16 protein-coding genes are annotated in these 20,962 nt (G+C 68.1%); 13 read left to right on the top strand and 3 right to left on the bottom strand.

Annotated features, from left to right (window positions below):
• Nucleotides 1–14 precede the first annotated feature (14 nt).
• Nucleotides 15–698 carry a GPP34 family phosphoprotein gene (locus EDC02_RS11100; RefSeq protein WP_158632138.1) on the bottom strand — a complete coding sequence of 228 codons (684 nt, stop codon included), beginning with the start codon at nt 696–698 and terminating at the stop codon, nt 15–17.
• Between the two features lie 481 nt (nt 699–1,179).
• Nucleotides 1,180–2,508 (bottom strand): IS4 family transposase, encoded by a 1,329-nt coding sequence (locus EDC02_RS11095; RefSeq protein WP_233605858.1) that lies wholly within the window; start codon nt 2,506–2,508, stop codon nt 1,180–1,182.
• A gap of 737 nt (nt 2,509–3,245) precedes the next feature.
• Between EDC02_RS11095 and ltrA the strand changes: the two genes are divergently transcribed.
• The 11 genes from ltrA to EDC02_RS11040 all read left to right on the top strand — a co-directional run bounded on the left by ltrA (nt 3,246) and on the right by EDC02_RS11040 (nt 17,619).
• Nucleotides 3,246–4,505, top strand: coding sequence for a group II intron reverse transcriptase/maturase (gene ltrA / locus EDC02_RS11090; protein WP_123601879.1), 1,260 nt, complete (start codon nt 3,246–3,248; stop codon nt 4,503–4,505).
• Nucleotides 4,506–5,699: 1,194 nt separating this feature from the next.
• Entirely contained in the window at nt 5,700–6,938 is a 1,239-nt protein-coding gene (gene fxlM, locus EDC02_RS11085) for a methyltransferase, FxLD system (RefSeq protein ID WP_123601878.1), read from the top strand.
• A gap of 12 nt (nt 6,939–6,950) precedes the next feature.
• A complete protein-coding gene (locus tag EDC02_RS11080; RefSeq protein ID WP_123601877.1) occupies nt 6,951–7,091 on the top strand; it encodes an FxLD family lanthipeptide in 141 nt (46 codons plus the stop codon).
• A 72-nt stretch (nt 7,092–7,163) separates the two neighbouring features.
• Complete coding sequence (locus EDC02_RS11075; RefSeq protein ID WP_123601876.1) at nt 7,164–9,920, top strand: lantibiotic dehydratase; 2,757 nt, start codon at nt 7,164–7,166, stop codon at nt 9,918–9,920.
• On the top strand, nt 9,917–10,996 hold the full coding sequence (locus tag EDC02_RS11070; RefSeq protein ID WP_123601875.1) for a lanthionine synthetase C family protein: 1,080 nt from the start codon (nt 9,917–9,919) through the stop codon (nt 10,994–10,996). The genes EDC02_RS11075 and EDC02_RS11070 overlap by 4 nt, the downstream gene beginning before the upstream one ends.
• 13 nt (nt 10,997–11,009) lie before the next feature.
• Nucleotides 11,010–11,864: a thiopeptide-type bacteriocin biosynthesis protein gene (locus tag EDC02_RS11065; protein WP_123601874.1), complete on the top strand. Its 855-nt coding sequence runs from the start codon at nt 11,010–11,012 to the stop codon at nt 11,862–11,864.
• A 15-nt stretch (nt 11,865–11,879) separates the two neighbouring features.
• Entirely contained in the window at nt 11,880–13,469 is a 1,590-nt protein-coding gene (locus tag EDC02_RS11060; protein ID WP_123601873.1) for a helix-turn-helix transcriptional regulator, read from the top strand.
• A 48-nt stretch (nt 13,470–13,517) separates the two neighbouring features.
• Nucleotides 13,518–14,603: an asparaginase gene (locus EDC02_RS11055; RefSeq protein ID WP_255500164.1), complete on the top strand. Its 1,086-nt coding sequence runs from the start codon at nt 13,518–13,520 to the stop codon at nt 14,601–14,603.
• A complete protein-coding gene (locus EDC02_RS11050; protein ID WP_123601872.1) occupies nt 14,596–15,072 on the top strand; it encodes a PPC domain-containing DNA-binding protein in 477 nt (158 codons plus the stop codon). Before EDC02_RS11055 ends, EDC02_RS11050 begins: the two co-directional genes overlap by 8 nt.
• 244 nt (nt 15,073–15,316) lie before the next feature.
• The gene (locus EDC02_RS11045) at nt 15,317–16,135 is read left to right on the top strand and encodes an NYN domain-containing protein (protein ID WP_123601871.1); all 819 of its coding nucleotides are present in this window, start codon (nt 15,317–15,319) and stop codon (nt 16,133–16,135) included.
• Between the two features lie 167 nt (nt 16,136–16,302).
• Entirely contained in the window at nt 16,303–17,619 is a 1,317-nt protein-coding gene (locus EDC02_RS11040; RefSeq protein ID WP_123601843.1) for an ISL3 family transposase, read from the top strand.
• Between the two features lie 95 nt (nt 17,620–17,714).
• Here EDC02_RS11040 and EDC02_RS39505 read toward each other — a convergent pair whose 3' ends face one another.
• Nucleotides 17,715–18,041, bottom strand: coding sequence for a hypothetical protein (locus tag EDC02_RS39505; RefSeq protein WP_148083415.1), 327 nt, complete (start codon nt 18,039–18,041; stop codon nt 17,715–17,717).
• 841 nt (nt 18,042–18,882) lie between these two features.
• On the opposite strand from EDC02_RS39505, the gene EDC02_RS11035 reads away from it, so the two are divergent.
• Both EDC02_RS11035 and EDC02_RS11030 read left to right on the top strand, forming a co-directional pair.
• The gene (locus EDC02_RS11035; protein WP_148083414.1) at nt 18,883–19,431 is read left to right on the top strand and encodes a hypothetical protein; all 549 of its coding nucleotides are present in this window, start codon (nt 18,883–18,885) and stop codon (nt 19,429–19,431) included.
• Nucleotides 19,432–19,654: 223 nt separating this feature from the next.
• Nucleotides 19,655–20,875 (top strand): hypothetical protein, encoded by a 1,221-nt coding sequence (locus EDC02_RS11030; protein ID WP_148083413.1) that lies wholly within the window; start codon nt 19,655–19,657, stop codon nt 20,873–20,875.
• The last annotated feature ends 87 nt before the right edge of the window (nt 20,876–20,962 follow it).

The following is a 20,962-nucleotide window of genomic DNA, read 5'->3' as shown; positions in this document are numbered from 1 at the left end:
CGGGTCGACGGAGGTCAGGTCCGGCCACCCAACACGGCCCGACCCACCGCCGCCGACAACTCGACCAACAGGGCGTCGACCTGTACTGGCACCGGACTCAGCAACTCGTCGAGACGCTGCCGCGCCTGCGGCTCACCGTCGAGGAACCGGCCCTCGACACCAGTGCCGATGCACAGCCGCGCCAAGGCGCTGTCGAACGGATCCAGCAGTTCACCGCAGCGGATCCGGGTCGACAACCTGGCCCACGGCCACGCCGCCACGTTTATGTCCGCCGGCGCCCACACCGTCCGGGACGTCATCAGCCGCCGGATCCGCACCGGACGCACCACGCCGGCGTCGGCCAACCGCTGGCCGATGGCGGGAACCGACGCCTCGGCGAGAACCTCGAGCCAGACCGGGACCGGTTGATCCGGCTCGGCCGCCACCCACGCGGCGACCTGCCGTTCGAACCCGCGCACCCGCACCGCCGGTGGCGGGCACGCAAGATGACCTGCTGGTGTCACCGTCAGCACACCGGCCACGACCAGGTCCGCCAGTACGGCGGCCGCCACCCCGAATCCGGCGATCCGCGGCGCCAACCGCGACTGACCCGACACGTCATGGTGCGCCATCAGGAAGAACTCATCCGCCAACAGACGACGATCAACCGGCAACGACAACGCCGACCGCCGAGGTGCCCCGGAGCGGTAGACGGTCATCGGGGGTGCTGTCCTGTCCAGTGTGGGCTCGACCGGTGCGCTACGGCTCGCCGGTCGCGTACATCGGCGGCCGATCGGCGTCGGTCCGGCCCGTTCGCGCAGGTTGGGGCGGAGGCGAGGGCGGCCGGTATCCCGCTGGATGGCAACATGGAGGACCTCTTCGGCTGCTGCGATGGGTAGGGCCTGCCGTGCCGGTGACGGGGGCACTGGCACGGCAGGCTGTCTGACGAGGTGGTCAGCGATCGTGGATGGCACGTGGCTGGTCGCCGTAGTCCCGAGCGCCGCAAGGACGCCCGTGGTCGGCGGCATGCGGTAGGCCCGAGCGGAGTGCTGATCGACCCGCTGCAAACAGCCTGGGCAAGGTGGTGGGTGTCGGACAGCCTCGACACGAATACTCGACGCCGGGTTACCTCAGCTGCGGACGCTGTGTGACTTTGGCCTGGTCTAGCGGCAACGCCGCTCGGTTAGGGCGGGTGGATGGTTAGCAAGTGTTTGTAATGATATCGATGGCTATGGTGGCTTTGTAGCTGCGTCGGTCTACGTTGGGTCCGCGGGCTTGGTACTTGGAGTTCGAGCGTTTGATCATGCGGGTCTTCACCCGGATCCGACGCTCAGGTAGCAGGTGGGCCAGAACCGCACGACCGATGGCACCGACCAGGTCGATGACGGTGTCGGCGAGGACGCCGGCGGCGTGGGTGACCTGGTCGCGGGCGGCGTTCAGGGCGGTGGTGAAGCTGGCCCGGTCAGGGCCGGTGCCGGGCCGGCTGTCGGTGGCGTCGGTCATGGCGGTACGCAGGATCTGATAGACGACCAGCAGGGCGTAGACCTCCTGATCGATGCCGTCGGGAGTACGCGCGCGCAGGACCCGGCCGCCGAGGATGCTGGATTTGATCTCCAGGTAGGCGGTTTCGACCTCCCACCGGCGGTGGTACAGCTTTACCAGTTCGCTGGCCGGGTGGGTGCGTGGGTCGAGCAGGGTAGTGATCAGCCGGTAGCTGCCCGTGCGGACGCCGTCGATGGTCTGGACGCTGATCTCAGCGTCGACGACCCGCACCCGTACCGTGCCGATGGTCGACAGCCAGGATCCGTCGTGGTACCGGCGGATCACCGGCAGGCGGCGGCCGTTCTTGCAGCGGATCAGCAGGTCGGCCCTGGTGGCGGCGAGTGTCTGGATGAGGTCGGCGGCGGCGTAGTTACGGTCGGCCAACAGCAGCATCCCGGCGGCCAGGCTCCGGGCCAGGGAGCGGGCCTGGTCGAGTTCGCTGGTGCCGAGTGGAGCGAACACGGCGTCGATGATCGAGCGGGTGCCGCAGGTCAGCAGGACACTCAGCCGTAGTGCCGGGTAGCCCGCGCCGCCGTGGTTCCCCCGTTGTTTGTGGTAACGGACCCGGACCGCCTCGGCGTCGGCGACCGACATCGTGGTCCCGTCGGTCGCGGTCACCAGCAGGCCCCGCCACCGCACGGCGTGCGTCGCCGTGGTGACCGCCGGGCCGCGCAGCAGATCGAACAAGGCCCGCAACGGCGTCGACCCGAGCCGCTGACGCGCCTCCCGTAACGTGCCTGAGGACGGCTCGGTCAGATCCAGCCCGGTCAGACCGGCAGTCAGTTTCCGCCACACCTGCCCGTAGCCGAGTTCGGCGAACAAGCAGCCTGCCAGGACGAGGTAGACCACGACCCGGGCCGGGAGTAGCCGGACCCGCTGCTGGGTACGACGGGTCGCGGCGAGGACCTCATCGACCATCTCGAAGGGCAGGAACTGGGTCAAATCACCCAGATGACCCGGCGCGAACACACCTGCGGCTACCCGCACCGTCCGGTTATGGCATCTGATCGACCAAAGCGGAGTTCCTGGTCTCGAGGCGTCTTGGAGTGACTCACCTCGTTACAGGAACTCCGCTTTCCCATGTTCGACCGACACACCCTTGACCGCCCCCGCAACGGCTTAACCGAGCGGCGTTGTTGTGTCCCGAACGCGAAAGGACAGGAATATGTAGGAATGTCCGTCTGGTAGCGATGCTGCACGGAAGATGAAGGTTTGGCCCTTCGGAGTCGCCCTGCTGGGGGAGGCTTCAAACCACCTCATGCTGCATTAGCTGAAGACTGTTGTGGTGAACGATGGGGAAAAGGCAATCCGTTCGAGATTGTCAGGTGGGGGTCGGGAAGGCGAGCGAAAGCGAATCGCTGATGACGTGTCGAAAATTAGAAGGTGACATCGAAACCGGGGTGTCAATGCGATCCCGGGATGAGTCTGGCGGGGACCAGTTTACTGGCCAGGTGGTGTCCGGCATACAGGCGACGCGAGCCCGACCTGCGGCTTTCGTGCGGAACGGGAGAAGGCGCGTGAGGAAACTACCCACGGCAGGTCTGGTGGGTGAGAGGGAGCGTTCCGGGCGGCCCGAAGCCGTGAGGGATTGAGTACCGTTGCCGATCGCGCTGGCGGACCGACTCGTAGTAGTGACGAAGCTCCTGTAACGGGGGTGGAGCGAAGGGGTCGGGTCGTTCGTGGCTGGTTTACCCGATCAACCGGCGATTGCTGGGAGGAGTCGTGTGGATGAGTTGAAAGCACCAGGCAAGCCGTTCGTTGTTTCGAAGCGGGCTGTCTGGGAGGCGTACGAGAAGGTGAAAGCGAACAAGGGGGCGCCGGGGGTGGATGCGGTGTCTTTGGCGGAGTTCGAGAAGGATCTGAAAAACAATCTCTACAAGATCTGGAATCGGATGTCGTCAGGGACGTATTTTCCTCCTCCGGTGCGGGCGGTCGAGATCCCGAAGACTGGGGGAGGCGTGCGAACGCTCGGTGTTCCCACGGTCGGGGACAGGATCGCGCAGACGGTGGCGGCGCGGGAGGTGGAAGCGCGGGTCGAACCGATCTTCCATCCGGACTCGTACGGCTACCGGCCTGGGCGGTCGGCGACCGACGCGGTAGCTGCCTGCCGGAGGCGGTGCTGGCAGAACGACTGGGTGATCGATTTGGACATCCGGAAGTTCTTCGACACGGTCTCGTGGGAGCTGCTGCTGAAAGCGGTCGCTGCGCATACCGACAAGCCCTGGGTTTGGTTGTACGTGGAGCGCTGGCTGAAGGCTCCGCTGCAACTACCCGACGGCGTTCTTCAAGAAAGAGATCGAGGCACTCCGCAAGGGTCCGCGATTTCACCGGTCCTGGCTAATCTGTTCCTCCATTACGCGTTCGACGCGTGGATGACAAAGGTATTCCCCGTCGTCCGGTTCGAGCGGTACGTGGATGACGTGGTCGTGCATTGCGTCAGTGAACGGCAGGCGCGTTACGTGCTGGCCGAGATCACGAAACGGATGACCGAGGTCGGGCTTGCTCTGCATCCGGAAAAGACCCGGATCGTCTACTGCCAGGACGACAATCGGCGTGGATCGTACGAACACACCGACTTTGTGTTTCTCGGCTACGGGTTTCGGAGGCGATCCGCGAGAACAAAGGAAGGAGTGATGTTTCTGTCGTTCCTCCCGGCGATCAGTAACCAGGCTCTGAAGAAGATCGGTTCCCAGGTGCGGTCATGGCGACTGCACCATCGCACCAGCCTTACCGAAGCGGAACTCGCACAATGGATAAACCCCATTGTGCGGGGGTGGATGAACTACTACGGGGCGTTCTATCGATCATCCCTGTATCCCCTCCTGGAACGCATCAACGCCTACCTGTTGCGGTGGGTCCGTCGGAAGTACAAACGGTTGCGGGGCAAGAGGAAAGCCCGTTCGGCATGGAACAGAGCCGTCCAGAAACGCCCGAGGGCCTTCGCCCACTGGGCGTGGGTCACCCACGCGCCTACGGTCTGGTGACAAGAGCGACAAGAGCCGTATAACGGGAGACTGTTACGTACGGTTCTGTGAGGGCCCGGGGGTGAGATCCCCCGGGCTACTCGGCGGTCTAGCGGGTGTCCACGTGCGAGGTGTCGAGGGACGCTGACGTCTGTGTCCTCGGCAAATGGCCGTGCTGGAATCGTCGTCGAGGAGTCTCGACAGCAGCGGATGCCGGGCATGCCGGACGTGGAGGTGGGCAGGATCGTCGGCAACTTCTCGCCCGAAACACGGCGGTGGATAGTGAACGTCAGTGCGGGGCTACTCGTGCTCGGTGAGTCGGCCGGAACCTGCGTTCGTCCGAACCTGTGTTGGCGGCCTGTGGCCGGATGTTGAGCTACACCGTTGGCCTGCAGCGCGCCGGAGAAGTCTCCACTTTCGTCCTGAGCTGGTCGCAGCTGAACGTTGCCTACTCGTACGCCATCCCATCCTGGGCGAAGGGGCCGCTGACCGGCCCAGACGATGAAGCCGTACACCCGGGGCGGGATCACCCCCGCGTGCGCTGGGAGCAGTTGACGGCGGCGAGGGCGTGTCGGGGTGCGTCGGGATCACCCCCGCGCACGCGGGGGTGATCTCCAGGAGTCGGCCGAGAACCACACCACCAGCCACCACTGCCGGGACTGCGGCAGCCGTTTCGGCCCGCCGTGGCCGGCACTCGCCGGGTTCGTCGCCGCCGCGTTCGCCGTACTCACCTGGCGGCAGCAGCCCGCGACATCAGCCCGCATTGCGTCCGCGTGGCGCCCGCGAGTTCCTTCGTACGGGCGCAGCCGTCGCTCGCGTGGACCGCAGGCAGCCCGTGACGTGCCTGATGTTCGGTGAGAAGGTGTAGCCAGCGGCTGCGGCGAGGTAGGCGTAGGCGGCGTGGTCATCCTTGGCTGGGTGCTCGGCGCGTCGCGCGATCGGCGCGTAGATCCCGGACAATCGCCGGTCGGGGCTGTCGAGGTTTCGTGTCGAGGGTGTTCGACATCGACGTTCAGGCGTTGAGTGGATGCGACCAACCTCAAGTGATTCAGCGTCTCGGCGGCGTCTGGGGATTGTGGCGCACGGGCTCCGCGACCTACGGGAGCGGTGGGGCTTCAGACGGAGGTCCCGGAGTTGACTTCGGGATCGGGCAGCAACAGACACAGCGGGTCGTCCAGGTGGGCGGCCGTGACAGGTGGGGGAGTGGCGTAGCGGATGAGTGTCGACATGGTGACCAGCGAGGGTCTGCGGGCGGCGATGGTGGATGGGTTGGTCGCTGATCATGTGGCGAAGGGTCTGACGATGCGGCCGGAGGTGGAGGCGGCGTTGCGGGCGGTGCCGCGTGAGTTGTACACGCCGGGTGTGGCGTTGGAGGAGGCGTATCGGGGTGACAACGCGGTCATCACGAAGCGGCGGGGTGCGGAGACCGTGAGTTCGGTGTCGGCGCCGTGGTTGATCGCGGAGATGCTGGGTCAGGCTGCTGACGCCTTCGACGGCGGCCTGCTCGGTCGGCACGTGTTGGAGGTCGGTTCGGGTGGCTACAACGCGTCGTTGCTGCGGGAGCTGGTGGGCCCGTCGGGTTCGGTGACGACGGTGGACATCGATCCGGATGTGACGGAGCGGGCGGTGGCCTGTTTGGCGGCGGCGGGCTACGGCGATGTGACGGTGGTGTGCGCCGACGCCGAGCAGCTGATCGAGCCGCGTCGCCGGTTCGACCTGATCATCGTGACGGCGGGGGCGTGGGATGTCCCGGAGTCGTGGATCGCGCAGCTCGCCGAGGACGGCGTGTTGGTAGTGCCGCTGCGGACGTTCGGGATGACCCGGTCGTGGGCGTTGCGTCGGGTCGGTGACCGGTTGGTGAGCCACAGTCAGCGTCTGTGTGGGTTCGTGGCGATGCAGGGCGCCGGGGCGCACGAGATGCGGTACGTCGACATCGCCGACGGGGTGCATCTGCGGCTGGATGAGGGCGAGCAGATTACGGCGGAGTCGGTCGCCGGGTTGCTGCCGCAGCCGCGTGAGCAGGTCTGGGCAGGGGTGAGTCTGCCGCCCCGTACCGTGCTGGCGGATCTGGATCTGTGGCTGGCGGTGCATCTGTCCGCTGAGGTGGATCAGTTCGTGGTGCTGTCGGCGCAGCAGGAATCGGTCGACGCGGGCGTAGTGGCGCCCGCGTGGCGGTTCGGCACGCCGGCCGCGCTGCACGAGGGCACCTTCTCCTACCGGTCGGCGCTGGCCTGGACCGACGGCCGGTTCGATGTGGGTGCGTGCGCGCACGGGCCGGACGCCGCCGCTGCGGCGGAGCGGATGGTGGCGCACATGCGCGACTGGGTGGACGGCGGCGAGCCGTCCCCGGCGTTGCAGGTGCTGCCCGCGGCTACTCCCGACGGCGACCTGCCGGCCGGGACGGTGCTGGACAAGCGGCACAGCCGTGTCGTCCTCACCTTCAACCCCGCATGAGAAGGGAAACGAGTGGAGACCACGGAAATCGAGGAGTTCGACCTGGACATCACCCTGGTCGACGCCGGCCCCGCCACGGGCGGGTACGCCACCAACACCGACGACAACTGCGGCTCGGGTAACACCGGGTCGAACGCCTGCTCCGGCAAGTAGCACGGATTCGACGCCGTTCGGGCCCGGCGTCCACACGGACGCCGGGCCCCCAATTTCTTCCGGTGGTGTGTCATGGTTCCTGCGGCGGGCGCGGCCCTGGTCAGAGCCGCCGCCTACCCGGACGGGCTGACCGTGCCGGCCTGGCCCGACCTGACATCCGAGCAGCCGGAGCGGTGGCAGGCTTGGCTGGTACAGGTATGGGCGTTGCCGGGGTTTCCGGCGGCTGTCACCTCCGCCACGCCGCAGCTCGCCGAACGGATCGGCCAGGCGGTCGCCGGCGATCCGATGTCGGGTCGCCGGTGGCGTCGCCTGGTGGAGACGGTCGTCCGGTATCTGCTGCGGTGGACGACACGGGCGACACCGTTCGGTGTCTTCGCCGGGGTGGCGCCGGTCGAGTTCGGCACCCACGCCGCTGTGCGGTGGGGTGGGGCGCACCGGGTGGTCGTGCGCCCGGACGGGGAGTTCGTCGCTGAGATCACCGCCCGCGCGGAGCAGGACGTGACCGTCCTGCGAGGTGTGGCGGTGGTGACGAACGCGGTGGGGTACCGGCGGGGCGGGGTCTGGGTGGTGCCCTACGCGCACGCCGACGGTGACCGCAGATGGGACGTCGAGGTCCGGTTGACCGGGCCGGTGCGGGCGGCGATTACCGCCGCCGCCCGCCCGATCGCGTTCGCCGTGTTGGCGGAGCGGGTCGGCGGTCCGTCGCCGGCCAGGGTGGCTGCGGCCGAGCGGATGCTGGCCGCGCTGGTGCGGTCGGGTGTGCTGCTGTCGGAGCTGCGGCCGGCGATGACGGTCACCGACCCGGTGGCCCACCTGGCCCGCCACGGTGCGGTTCCCGACCCCGGCGGTCGGGTCACGGCCGATGTGCGTCTGGACGCTTCGGTGACGCTGCCCGAGGCGGTCCTGCGGGAGGCGGGTCGGGCCGCGGCGACGTTGGCGGCGGTGGCGCCGCCCGCGCCCGGGTGGGTGGAGTACCACGGCGCGTTCATCCAACGGTGGGGTCCGGGCGCGGCGGTGCCGCTGCGGGATGTGGTGAACGTGTTGGGTTTTCCCGCCGGCTACCGGGGGTCGACCCGGCGGGCGCGGGCGGTGTTCTCTGCCCGTGACCGGCTGCTCGCCCACCTGGCTCAGCGGTCGGCGGTGGACGGCCGGGCGGAGGTCGTCCTCGACGACGACCTGGTGGGCCGGCTACGGGGAGACGACGACCGGCCGCCGACGCCGCACACGGAGCTGCGGTTCACGCTCGCGGCCGCGGCCCTGCGGGATCTGGATCAGGGCAGGTTCACGTTGACGGTGGCCAGCGGTGCCCGCCACGCCGGGGTGTCCGCCGGCCGGTTCCTGCACCTGCTCACCCCCGGCGAGTTGGCGTCGTTCCAGCAGGTATATCGGAGTCTGCCGACCGTGTTGCCCGACGCGGACGTGGTGCAGCTGTCCGGTCCGCCGCTGGACCCGCGTCTGACCCCGGTCGCGCAGGCACCTGGGCTGCTGCCCGTCCTGCCCGTCGGGGACTTTCACCCCGACCCGGCGTACACGGTCGCGGATCTCGCGGTGACCGGCGACGGCCGCCGGCTGTGGCTGGTATCGGCCAGCAGCGGCAGGCCGGTCGAGCCGCTGTTGTTCAACAGCGTGCTGCTGCCCGATCTGCAGCCGCCGTTGACGCGGTTCCTGACCGAGATCTCGACGGCGTGGACGGCACCCTGCGGCAGGTTCGACTGGGGACAGTCACACGACCTGCCGTTCCTGCCCCGGGTGCGACGCGGACGTAGCGTGCTGCACCCCGCCCGGTGGATCATCGACCGGCACGCCCTCCCACCCGGTGGGTCCTCCTGGCCGGTGTGGCGTGACGCCTGGCAGCGGCACCGCGACCAGCACCAGCTCCCCGCCGAGATCCTGGTCGGCGGCGATGACGTGCGGCTGCGCCTGAACCTCGACGACGACACCCACCTCGTCGTGCTGCGCCGACACCTCGACCGGCATCCCCGTACGGTCGTCACCGAAGCGCCCGGCCCGGCCGGCTGGATCGGCGACCGGCCCGCCGAAATCCTGCTCACCCTCACCGACACCCCACCCGCCACCCGCCCCACCCGGCGCGCCAGGCCGGTCCGGGCCGTGACCGCTGCGGCGCACCGGCCCGCGCCGTCGTCGCCGTGGCTGGAAACCCGGCTGTACGGGCGGCTCGACGACATCCTCACCGACCTCACCCGACAGACCGCGCCCCTGCTGCCGGTGGGCTGGTGGTTCCTGCGCTACCCGGCCCCTGAGCCCCACCTGCGGCTACGCATCCCACTGCCCGACACGGCGAGCTTCGCCGACGTCGCGGGACGCCTCGCCGAGTGGACACACCGGCTGGAACACGACGGCGTCGTGCACGACTACAGCCTGCACACCTACCGGCCCGAGACCCGTCACGGCACCGGGCCCACGCTCGCCGCCGCCGAGGCGGTGTTCGCCGCTGACTCCCGCACAGCGCTACGGCAGTTGACCGGCGACCGCCAGGCCGTCACCGCCGCCGGCATGATCGCCATCGCCGACGCGTTCACCGGCGACGGGCTGCGCTGGCTCACCGACCAGGTCCCGCACCGCAGTGGTCCGCGACTCGACCCCACCCAACTCGACCTCGCCCGCACCCCACACCGCGACGATGACCGTGCGGCGGCGCTGGCCGTCTACCGGGACCTCGCCGACACGGACGGCCTCGACCTCGACCAGGTGCTGGCTGACCTGCTCCACCTGCACCACGCCCGCATGATCGGCGTCGACACCGCCTCCGAACGGCACTGCCTGCGTCTGGCCCGCGCCGTCGCCCGCACCCACCAGGCGACCTCATGAGCACCGGGCAGTCACTCGCCGACGGCGCCGCCGGGGTCGCCCTGCTGCATCTGGAAACCGGCGACTGGCCGGCCGCGTACGCCGCCCTGCGGGAAGCCACCGCCGACGGCGTCAGCATCGCCGACGGCGCAAGCCTCTTCCACGGCGCACCCGCGCTCGCCTTCGTCCTCGCCACCACCGACCACCCCCACCTCGCGCGGGCCCGAACCATCGCCGCGACCGGCACCGCCACCGTGACCCGCCGACGCCTCGACACCGCTCACCGCCGCATCGACTCCCGCCAGCAGCCGCACTACGCCGAGTACGACCTCATCCGTGGCCTGACCGGACTCGGCGTCGCCCTACGCCGCCTCGGCGACCACGACCTGCTCCGCCACGTCCTCGACTACCTGGTCCGCCTCACCGAACCGGTCGACGACCTCCCCGGCTGGTGGTGCGCCAACGGACCCGACCGCCACCAGCCGCCACCACCCGGAGGCCACGCCAACCACGGCCTCGCCCACGGCATCACCGGACCCCTCGCCCTACTCGCCCTCACCCACCGCGACGGCATCAGCGTCAACGGACACACCACCGCGATCACCCGCATCTGCCGGTGGCTGGACCGGTGGCAGCAGCACACCGACAGCGCCACCTGGTGGCCGCAAACCCTCACCCTCGACGACCTGCACCGGGGCACACCAGCGCAGCGACACCCGCTGCGACCCTCCTGGTGCTACGGCACCCCCGGCATCGCCCGCGCCCAGCAACTCGCCGGCATCGCCCTGGACGACATAACCCGACGGCACCTCGCTGACACCGCGTTCACCACCTGCGTGAACGACTCCGCGCAGATCCGCCGACTCACCGACCGCAGCCTCTGCCACGGCACCGCCGGCCTCCTCGCGACCGGCCGACGCATCGCCGCCGACGCGCTCACCCCGACACCCGTCACGCCGCTGACCCGCCTGCACCAGCACATCACCAGCTCCACAGCCGGGGAACCCGCCGGACTTCTCGACGGCACCACCGGCACCCGACTCGCCACCGCAGCGACCACCACGACCGGGTGGGACGCCTGCCTCCTCTTGCACTGACGAAAGGCCCGCCATGGACACCGCCTGGAAACAGGTGACTATCGACTACCCCGGCCGCAGCCGCCACGAACGCGAACACAACGCCGTACCCCACCTCCGCAGCGTGCTGCCCGCCGCCGAAACCGCGGGCCTCATCACCTCATGGTGGTTCATCCGCAAAGGACCCTGGCGCATCCGCTACCTGCCCGCCACACCCACCGAGCACCCCGACGCCGTACACCGCCTCCTCACCCAGAATGTTCCCTGGACCAGTGACATCTACGAACCCGAAACCCACACTTTCGGCGGCCCCGCCGCGATGGACACCGCCCACATCCTGTTCCACCACGACAGCCACTACCTCCTCACCTACCTCCACGGCCAGCCCACCAACCGACGCGAACACTCACTCATCCTCAACACCGCACTGATGCGCGCCGCCGGACTCGACCTCAACGAACAAGCCGACGTCTGGGCCCGCGCCGCCCAGCACCGCGCCGACCACCTCCACCCCCACCCGGCCGTCCGGACCGACCTCGCCACCTGGGAATCGTTCACCGACAAGGTCCGCCACCTGCTACTCGGAAACCCCCGCCACCCGAGCGACTGGCAGAACGCCTTCGCAAACGCCGGCACCACCCTCGGCGACCTGCGCACCACCGGCACACTGACCCGTGGACTACGGGCGGTCATCACCGACCACGTGATCTTCCACTGGAACCGGATCGGACTACCTGCCACCAGCCAGGCCACCCTCGCCCAAGCCGCAACCGAAGCAATCCTCGGCAACACCCCGCCACCGCCAACCGACCAGCAGACGGCGGGCCGAGCACCGGATCCCGCCCCACGGTTGACTACGGTCAGCTCACCAGACGCCAACCACGGTTGACGGGACGATAGCCCAATGGACGAGACCGACCACGGCGAGAAGGACTCCGCGACCATCGAGCAACGACACCTGCAGGACGCGAAGCACACGCTCGGCCGGAAGCTCCGCGAGCTGCGTACGGCGTGTGGCCTCGTGCAGAAGGACGTCGCGCAGCGGGTTTTCAGCACCCGCAGCACCGTGGCGAACGTGGAAGCCGGCCGGCAGGTGGTTGACCGGGTCTTCTGGCAGCAGTGCGACACGATCCTCAACGCTGGCGGTGGCCTGCTTGACGCCTATGACGCCTACCGCCGGTTGGAGAAGCAGTACCAGACGCAGCGATCAGAAGCGGCACTGCGCGCCCGGTGGGGCGCGGCAGCCGAGGCAGCCCTGGACCGCCCACCAGTCTCTAATCTCCTGTCGGTCCACCCACGGTCGCATCCCGCCGAACCGGCTGGCGGCGATCTCTCGGCGATGATCGCGTCAGCGATCGGCGAACCGGCCCAGTCCGCCAGAGCGGACCACACCATTCCCGCACCAGGCGGACGGCATTTCCCCGGCGCGTCCGTCGAGGTGGAGATCTACCCGGCGACCGACGACGGCCGGATCGTCGCGACCATCCCCCGGACCGATGCCGGTAGACAGTGGCGGCATCCGCTGCAGCGCCGGATCGTCGCGGGACGGACCGTCACGTCCACCAGCGACGGGCTGTTCGGGCTGGACTCCCGGCAGGCGTCGCAGCGGCTGGTCGACACCGGAGACGACGTCCGCCTACTCATTCCCCGCGCTTACCAGCTCGACGCCATCACCGCAGCGGTGCTGTGGGCCGTGGCGAACCTGGACCAGTCGCTCCTGCTCGACGACGCCCGCCTCGAAACCACCCGGACCGCCGCAGCCGAGTACAGCCGCCTCGCCCGGTCCGCCGTCAGCGCAGACATCGGCAACGACCTGGACACCGTGTCACGGATGTGGCTCGGCTCGGCGTTCTGCGCCGACCACATCAGCCGCCAATGGGACCGGCTCACCGAGACCCCCACCTTCTGGACACGGGAACAGACCGGTGAGGAGGCCAGCACCTGGCTGCTCTTCCGCCACAAGCTGCGCTACCTCGACGCGACCGCGACGCGGACCGCCACCAGCTCCCAACGGGCGACAAGGATGTTCTGCGTCCCCCGATCCGCTGTGGAAGCCTCCACCGAGTCGGAACGGATACTCCTGCTGTTGGCGGTCGCGTTGATGGAATCCTTCGGCATCGACACCGCGGTCACCGACGAACCCGAGTACGGCACGCTACCCGGCCTCGTCCTCACCCCCCAGCGGGCGATCGTCGCCACCTGGCTCCGCGCGGACGGCGTATGGCACGTCGACGTCACCGACCAGCGCGCCGCCATCGCCGAATACCGCGACGCCGCCGCACACGTACAGGCCCACTCCGTCATCGCCGGCGACACCACCGGCTCCCGAATGCAGGCCCTCGCCGACTACCTGAACCTGGACTGGACCCGCCTGCGCCACCGGTGCGCCGAACTCGGCGACCACGGCCTGTCCGGCATCGCCGACCCCCGCAGCCGCCTGCTCTGCCTCGACGGCGTCGACCGGGCGTGCCGCTTCGTCGGCTCCCTGCCGTAATAGGCTCCCGACACCACCACGAACAAGCGTCCGTACGGAAGGAACCCGGTGTCCTCAACTCCGGCAACGCCCACGCCACGGGTGGTGGTGTTCGGCCTCGGCGGCACCATCGCCATGACCAGCGGCACCGGCGGCGGCGCGGTCAGCCCCACCCTGACCGCCCAGCAACTCGTCGACGCCGTACCCGGACTCGCGGACGCGCCAATCGCAGTCGACGTCGTCGACTTCCGCCGCCGACCCGGCGCGAGCCTCACCGTCGCCGACCTCACCGACCTGCACACCGCCGCGACGCACGCCCTGGCCGACGGCGCGACCGGTGTCGTCGTCACCCAGGGCACCGACACCATCGAGGAAACCGCCTACCTGCTCGACCTGCTCCACCACCGCCCCGAACCGATAGTGGTCACCGGCGCGATGCGTAACCCCACCCTCGCTGGCGCCGACGGCCCCGCGAACATCCTCGCCGCCATCCACACCGCCGCCTCCCCACAGGCGCGGGACCAGGGCTGCCTCGTCGCCTTCGCCGACGAGATCCACGCCGCACGATGGGTGACCAAGACCCACTCCACCAGCGGCGCCACCTTCCGATCCCTGGACACCGGCCCCCTCGGCTACGTCCTCGAAGGCACCGTACGGATGCTCAACCGGGTGCCCCACCGGCTGACCATCCCCGCCCCGCACCGGACAGACACCGCCACCGTCGCCCTACACACCGTCACCCTCGACGACGACCCCACGATCATCGACGCCATCGGCCGGCACTGCGACGGCCTCGTCATCGCCGGATTCGGCGTCGGCCACGTCCCCGAACCCCTCGTCGACACCCTCACCACCCTCGCCGGACGAATCCCCGTCGTCCTCGCCTCCCGCACCCCCGCCGGACCCACCCTCACCCACACCTACGGCTTCCCTGGCTCCGAGCAGGACCTCATCGCCCGCGGTCTCATCCCCGCAGGCTGGCTCCACCCCTACAAGGCCCGCGTCCTGCTCCGCGCACTCCTCACCGCCGACACGAAACCACACGACATCGCGGCCGCGGTCACCACAGCCGGTGGACTCACCGAACCCACCACCTGGCCCTGGACCACCACCAGCAACGACGACCGGCCGGGAACGAGCCGTACGGATGCGTAGCCACGACCTGACCCCCGGCCGCATGATCGGCGTCGTCTTCGACCACGGCGACGACTTCTTCACCGCCCTCACCGACGCCTGCCGCACCCACAACATCCGACAGGGCTACATCCCGATGTTCATCGCCGGCCTCAGCCAGGCGAAACTCGTCGGCACCTGCCAACGCCTCGACAACCCCGACGCACCCGTCTGGTCACACGTCGACCTCACCAACATCGAAGCCCTCGGCGGCGGCACCATCGCCTGGGACGACACCACCGGGACCATCACACCCCACATCCACCTCACCGTCGGACTCAAGGAACACAGCGCCACCGCCCACACCAGCCACCTCCTTAACGCCACCGTCCAGTTCCTCACCGAAATGCTCATCATCGAAGTCACCGCACCGACCATGCACCGGCTACCGAACCCCAACCTGTACGACGTACCACAACTGCACCTCGGACCGACAGGGCACGGGAACTGACGGAACATGACCACAGGTCCCCGGTCCACCGGTGAAGTCATGCAGGCATCGAGTCTGCCCACGCGCGTTGCCCACTGCAGATTTCCTGGGACCGCGTGGAAAGATCAGTGTGAGAGCCGCCGGGAGGGGTCGCGCTGGTCCGTCCGGACAGACGTGGCAGATCACCAGGAAGCCATCCACCAGGGTGGAAGCGCTGGGCCCGGGTGGTAGCCGGCCTCAGAGAGACTCCAGAACGGAACACACGATGGACACCGCCGCTAAACTCGCCGTTTTGATCGACGCGGACAACGCGCAACCGTCGGCGATCGAGGCGCTGTTGGCCGAGGTCGCCAAGTACGGCACAGCCCACGTCAAACGCGCCTACGGCGACTGGACCGGCACCGGCCTTCGAGGCTGGAAGGAGCTGCTGCTGTCCCAGTCGATCCAGCCGATCCAGCAGTTCGCCTACACCACCGGCAAGAACGCCACCGACTCGGCGTTGATCATCGACGCGATGGACCTGCTGTACTCCGGGCGCTTCGACGGGTTCTGCATCGTGTCCAGCGACAGCGATTTCACCCGCCTGGCGTCACGGCTACGCGAGTCCGGACTCACCGTTTACGGCTTCGGCGAACGCAAGACCCCGAAACCGTTCGTCGCCGCCTGCGACAAGTTCGTCTACACCGAGAACCTGAACTACACCGGCGACCCCTCGCCAGAGGACATCACGCCGTCGAGAGCCGCTCCGACCATCGCCCCACCCAAGAACGACACCGCCCTCGTCGCTCTTCTGCGCAACGCCGTCGAGGCCGCCTCCGACGACGACGGCTGGGCATCCTTGTCCAGCGTCGGCAACATCATCCTCAAGCAGCGCCCCGACTTCGACCCGCGCAGCTACGGCTACGGCAAACTCAGCGACCTTGTCACCGCGACCACCTTGTTCGACACGGAGCGACGCAACCCCGGAGGCGGCAAGCCCGGCGTCATCTACATCCGCGACAAACGCCAGTCGTCAGCAAGGACTCCGAAATCCCGCGCAGCTTCAGCGACCGACAGCGCCCCAAGCTCGACGACCGCAGGCTGAACGCGGCGGTCAGAATCAACTGGCACAGTGAGCATCGCTCGGTGAAAGGGGCTCTTCGAAGTTGAGCGGGGTGTGCTGAGCGATCCGGCCCGGAGATGAGGGCTCGCAGCCCTTCGATGATCATCTGAGTGTCGAGTTCGGATGGCCACAAGTAAAGAGCTGCGAGCATGGTCAACGATACGACCCGGCTGCTGGGCCTGGACGGCCTGGTGGTGGAGCGGGTCGAGCTGCACCCGGACGGTTCCCCCGTCGTTCACCTGTCCACCGGTAGTGAGCAGGCGCAATGCTGCCCTCAGTGCGGTGTCCGGGCCGCCCGGGTCAAGGGCTGGGTGTTCACCCGACCCCGGGATCTGCCGGTGGCCGGCCGCACCACCCGGTTGCGGTGGCGTAAACGCCGCTGGTACTGCGATCAGCCCGGATGCCCGCGCACGTCGTTCACCGAACACGTGCCACAGATCCCGGCACGGGCACGGACCACCGTCCGGTTGCGGCAGGCGGCCGGCGCGGCGGTCGCCGACGGCAACCGAACGATCGTGCAGGCCGCCCGTGATCTGGGCATCTCCTGGCCAGTCGTCGCGGCCGCGTTCACCGCGCACACCGCAGCGGTGCTGCCTGCCGAGCCCGAACCAGTGAGCGTGCTGGGCATCGACGAGGTCCGCCGAGGCAAGCCTCGCTGGAGCTTCGACGAGGTCACCGCGTCGTGGACCACCACCGTCGACCGCTGGCACGTCGGCTTCTGCGACCTCGTCGGCGGGCAGGGCCTACTCGCCCAGGTCGAAGGCCGGACCAGCAAGGCGGTAACCGACTGGCTCACCCAACGCCCCACCGCCTGGCGCCAACACGTCCAGGCCGTCGCGATCGACATGTGCACCGTGTTCAAGGCCGCCGTCCGCGAGGCGCTGCCGCACGCGACGCTGGTCGTGGACCACTTCCACGTCGTCCAGCTGGCCAACCGGGCCGTCACCGAGGTCCGCCGCCGCATGACAGTCACACACCGCGGCCGGCGCGGCCGGGCCACCGACCCGGAATGGCAGCAACGCAACCGGCTGACCAGATCAGCAGCCCGCATGCACGCCGAGCACGTCGACCGGCTGGCCGACACCCTCAGCAACCTGCCGGCGAAGATCGGCGCACCGATCCTCACCGCCTGGAACGCCAAAGAAGACCTGCTCGACCTACTCGCGCTCGCCCGCACCCACCCGAACCGGGAGACCACCGCCCGGCTGCTGCACCGCTTCTACACCCGCTGCGCCGACTCTGACCTGCCCGAACTCCACCGCCTCGCCACCACGATCGAGACCTGGTGGCCAGAAATCCTCGCGTTCCTGCACACCGGCATCACCAACGCCGGCTCCGAAGGAACCAACCGTGTCATCAAGACCGTCGCCCGCGACGCCTACGGATTCCGTAACCCCGAGAACCAGCGGCTACGCACCCGCGCAGCCACCACCCGCCGCCACCGCGGACACCTCAACCCCGCTTAACTTCGAAGAGCCGTGAAAGGTCGGCTTTGCGACCTGCGGGTCCGCCACGACCGGATGGATCCCACCCGCGTTGCTGCACCTTCAACAACCCACCGTCACGTCAGCTCTTCAGCGAGTATGCGTTTGATACGGAAGGGAGGAAAATCGTGGACGTTTCCGATCGCGCGTTCGAGAATGTCCCTAAATGTATCGATTGCGACCGGAACTTCTAGATCTGAGGAATCCAGGGTTCCCTCGGCGGTGATGACGCCGACAATCCCATCATGCGCTGTTGCAACATCCGTGAGTTCCGGATCTTGACTCTGCTCGAAGGTGAGTAGTTGATCCATGAGGATCTCGGCTCGCTCGTCGAGTTCGCGCCCAGGTAGTTGCTGTCCGTCTGGTCCTGCGGGTGCGAACTGCACGTGGATGCGTACCCGCATGCCTGACCTCGGCTCCAATCGGCTCGGACGATACAGGGAAGGAAGAACGCCCAGCGCAGCAGTTCCGTAGCGTAGTCAGATGGATGCTTGGGGTTGTGGTGGACCTGCCGGGCGTGTTCCCCGCAGGGGCAGGTGACCTTATACCACCGAGCCCGCCACCTGATACTGAATCCGCGTGCTTCAAGGTCCTCCAACGCTTGGTCGATCGGGGGTTCTGCGTGAGGCGGGTTTCCGTACAGATGGGTCACTGTCACTCCGGGACGGGGCGGTTGCGGCCGCCAGTCCAACGATCGGGACAGGCAGTCGGTTACGCCCGAGTGGTGTTTGATCATACGGGGCGAGCGGAAGGCGAAGACACCCACGCACATTGAGTGCGGAAGGTGGCGCATACGCTACGCCGTCAAGCGCTGCGACGACGGACAGCATGTCCGACGGCGGCGCGAATCTCCGCTCACGCCACCACCGCCCGACGCAGCGGATCCAGCCACTGCCGGAAGAACACCGTGAACCGCTCAGCCACCTCACCCGATAGACTGATCCAGTGAACCGCCGCTCAACCAGCAAGCCTGGCCGAGGCGCCGGATCGCATACCGCAGCGCGACATGGACACTGCACGGTCCACCCAGGACCCGCTGGCCCCGGCAACACGTGGCGCACCTGTACTCCTACTTCTCGTAGCCACTTCCGCCAGCCCTGAACTCCCCGGCAGGAAAGAGCAGCCACGCACCACCCGAAGGGCGACAAGGAACCCGAATCGTGTCCAGAGCGATACCGGCAGCGACGCCAGCGCGGCCGAGGTACACCGCAGGTCTACGGGACATGCGAAAGTGGACACATGTTGGTGCTTCTGGTGACCGGCGTGCCAGCAGCCGGCAAATCGACCGTCGCCCGTAAGCTGTCTGACTGGGGCCACACGAGCATCAGCTTGGACGACGACAACAGCACCTGTTCCTGGCCATACCCCGACGGTCTCCAGGACCCGCAGCCCGACCACCGGAACAACAGCTCCTCGCCGCTGCCACTTCAGCGAACGTGGAACCCGGACCGACTCGACGAGATCATCTCCACCGCCCGCCGTGGCGGCGTGCAGACACTGTGGCTGTGTGGCCAGTCAGCCAACGCATCCGAGCTCAGAGACCGGTTCGACGCCTGTCTGCTGCTGGAGATCGACCAGACCACGATGCGGAGGCGGTTGAATGACATCGAACCGAGTGACGGCGTCTGCCGAGCCGATGCCTCGCTGATCAGCGCGATTGCCAGCTACCAGGGGTTTGTCGCGACCTGGCGGCGGCTCGGCGCTGTCCCTGTCGACGGCGCGCAGGACCCCGACCAGGTATGCCAGGACCTGCTGATGACAGCCGCCCTCGCCACACTGGGCCGCCACCGCTGATCACAGCGCTACGGCGTCTTCCCGCGTCCTGACGCACCATCAGCGGCAGATCCGTAAACGTGATCTTGTCTTGTTGCGGGACGCGCCGACGCACGCTTGGATGCCTTGGGACGGCTGCGGCATGCCCTGGCGTCGGCACGTTTGCAGCGACTTTCGGGTCGACGACCCCGCCATCATCCATGCTGTTCCGGGCGTCGGCACGCCGTGGGAGACAATGGTCGGCGTGTTCGAGCCCCAGCATGTCAGCGAACTGCTTCGCGAGCGCCTCCGTCGGGCGGCGGCCGCAGCCCGACAGGTGACCGTAGCCGGCCCGGTCCTCGGCGTGGCCGAACTGCTCAGCAGGTTTGGCGTGGCGCAAGTTGAGCTACGCGTGGAGGCGCTCGAGCTGATCGGCGAGCGTGAGCACAACGCGCAGGTCCCCGATCGCTTTGTTCCAGATCGGACCGTTAACGTGTGGCGAAAGGACTACACGGTCGCCGTGCCGTTCGAAGGCGACCCTCAGATCGTCAGAGCGCTGCTGAGCAGCTGTACGCACGCCCCAACCTGGGGAGTCAGGGACGCGGAGCTGCGGGCGACGTTCACCACGGAACCGCAAACACCGCCGGAACAGCTCAGGGCCAAGATTGACGCCCGAGTGACGGACGCCGCCGAACACCTCGCGCACGGGAGACACGCGCTGGCTAAGTACCGCGACGACCTCATGCAGGTAGTCACGTCGGTGGTCGCCCAGATGGGCTCCGCCCATGAAGCCGGCGAGCGGCAGCGGGAAGGGCTGGGACTGCCGATCCGGCTCGCCCCGCAGCCGGTTCCCAGCACACCCGCACCGGCTCAGCCGCCAGTTCAGCGCGTACCCTCGGCTCAGAGCGAGGATGAGCTGGATGCCCTCTTTGAGCGCGTGGTGGCCGCGATGCGCGAGATCGGGCACGAGTTGGAGGCGTTCACCGGCTTGACCACTCACCTCCAACGGGAGGAACACACCCGCGACGTCCTCATCGTCTGCCTGAAGAGCGCAGTGCCGGAGTGCGTGTTCACCGCCGAGACGTTGCACGGCCAGGGGAAGAACGACATCCACGTGCGGCACAACGACAGGGTCGTCGGCGTGATCGAACTCAAGAACTGGAGCAGCGAGCAGAACTTCAAGGACGGCGTCGACCAACTGCTCAGCTACCTGACCTACCGCGACACCCGGGCAGCGATCGTCCTGCTGATCCGCAACGAAAGAGTCAGCACCGTCATCGCCAAGACCAAGCAGTGGCTCCTGGAACACACCAACTGCGTTGACCAGGACATGCCAGACGGCCTGTGGCGCAGCAACTTCCATTACCACGCCACCGGCGACCCCGCCCAACCAATCAAGCTCGTCTACCTACCGTTCACCTTCACCACCAGCGCTACCGGCGCCTCAACAACCCGAGGACTGTCCGCCGGCATCACCACCCAGTAGCTCAAATCGACCATCCGTAACTCAACTGGACAGCCTGCGAGCCGAGGTTCGAAGCCGATCGAGGTCGACCACCTGGGGCTGGGGGTG

The sequence above is a fragment of the Micromonospora sp. Llam0 genome (genome assembly GCF_003751085.1).
Classification (GTDB): domain Bacteria; phylum Actinomycetota; class Actinomycetes; order Mycobacteriales; family Micromonosporaceae; genus Micromonospora_E.
Note: the sequence above shows the minus strand (reverse complement) of the source record. Positions and strands in the feature narration are given on the sequence as shown.

Coding starts and splice junctions, on each gene's coding strand:
- EDC02_RS11100 (WP_158632138.1), bottom strand. CDS start 698: ATGACCGTCTACCGCTCCGGGGCACCTCGGCGGTCGGCGTTGTCGTTG.
- fxlM (WP_123601878.1), top strand. CDS start 5,700: ATGAGTGTCGACATGGTGACCAGCGAGGGTCTGCGGGCGGCGATGGTG.
- EDC02_RS11075 (WP_123601876.1), top strand. CDS start 7,164: ATGGTTCCTGCGGCGGGCGCGGCCCTGGTCAGAGCCGCCGCCTACCCG.
- EDC02_RS11070 (WP_123601875.1), top strand. CDS start 9,917: ATGAGCACCGGGCAGTCACTCGCCGACGGCGCCGCCGGGGTCGCCCTG.
- EDC02_RS11065 (WP_123601874.1), top strand. CDS start 11,010: ATGGACACCGCCTGGAAACAGGTGACTATCGACTACCCCGGCCGCAGC.
- EDC02_RS11060 (WP_123601873.1), top strand. CDS start 11,880: ATGGACGAGACCGACCACGGCGAGAAGGACTCCGCGACCATCGAGCAA.
- EDC02_RS11050 (WP_123601872.1), top strand. CDS start 14,596: ATGCGTAGCCACGACCTGACCCCCGGCCGCATGATCGGCGTCGTCTTC.
- EDC02_RS11045 (WP_123601871.1), top strand. CDS start 15,317: ATGGACACCGCCGCTAAACTCGCCGTTTTGATCGACGCGGACAACGCG.
- EDC02_RS11040 (WP_123601843.1), top strand. CDS start 16,303: ATGGTCAACGATACGACCCGGCTGCTGGGCCTGGACGGCCTGGTGGTG.
- EDC02_RS39505 (WP_148083415.1), bottom strand. CDS start 18,041: ATGCGGGTACGCATCCACGTGCAGTTCGCACCCGCAGGACCAGACGGA.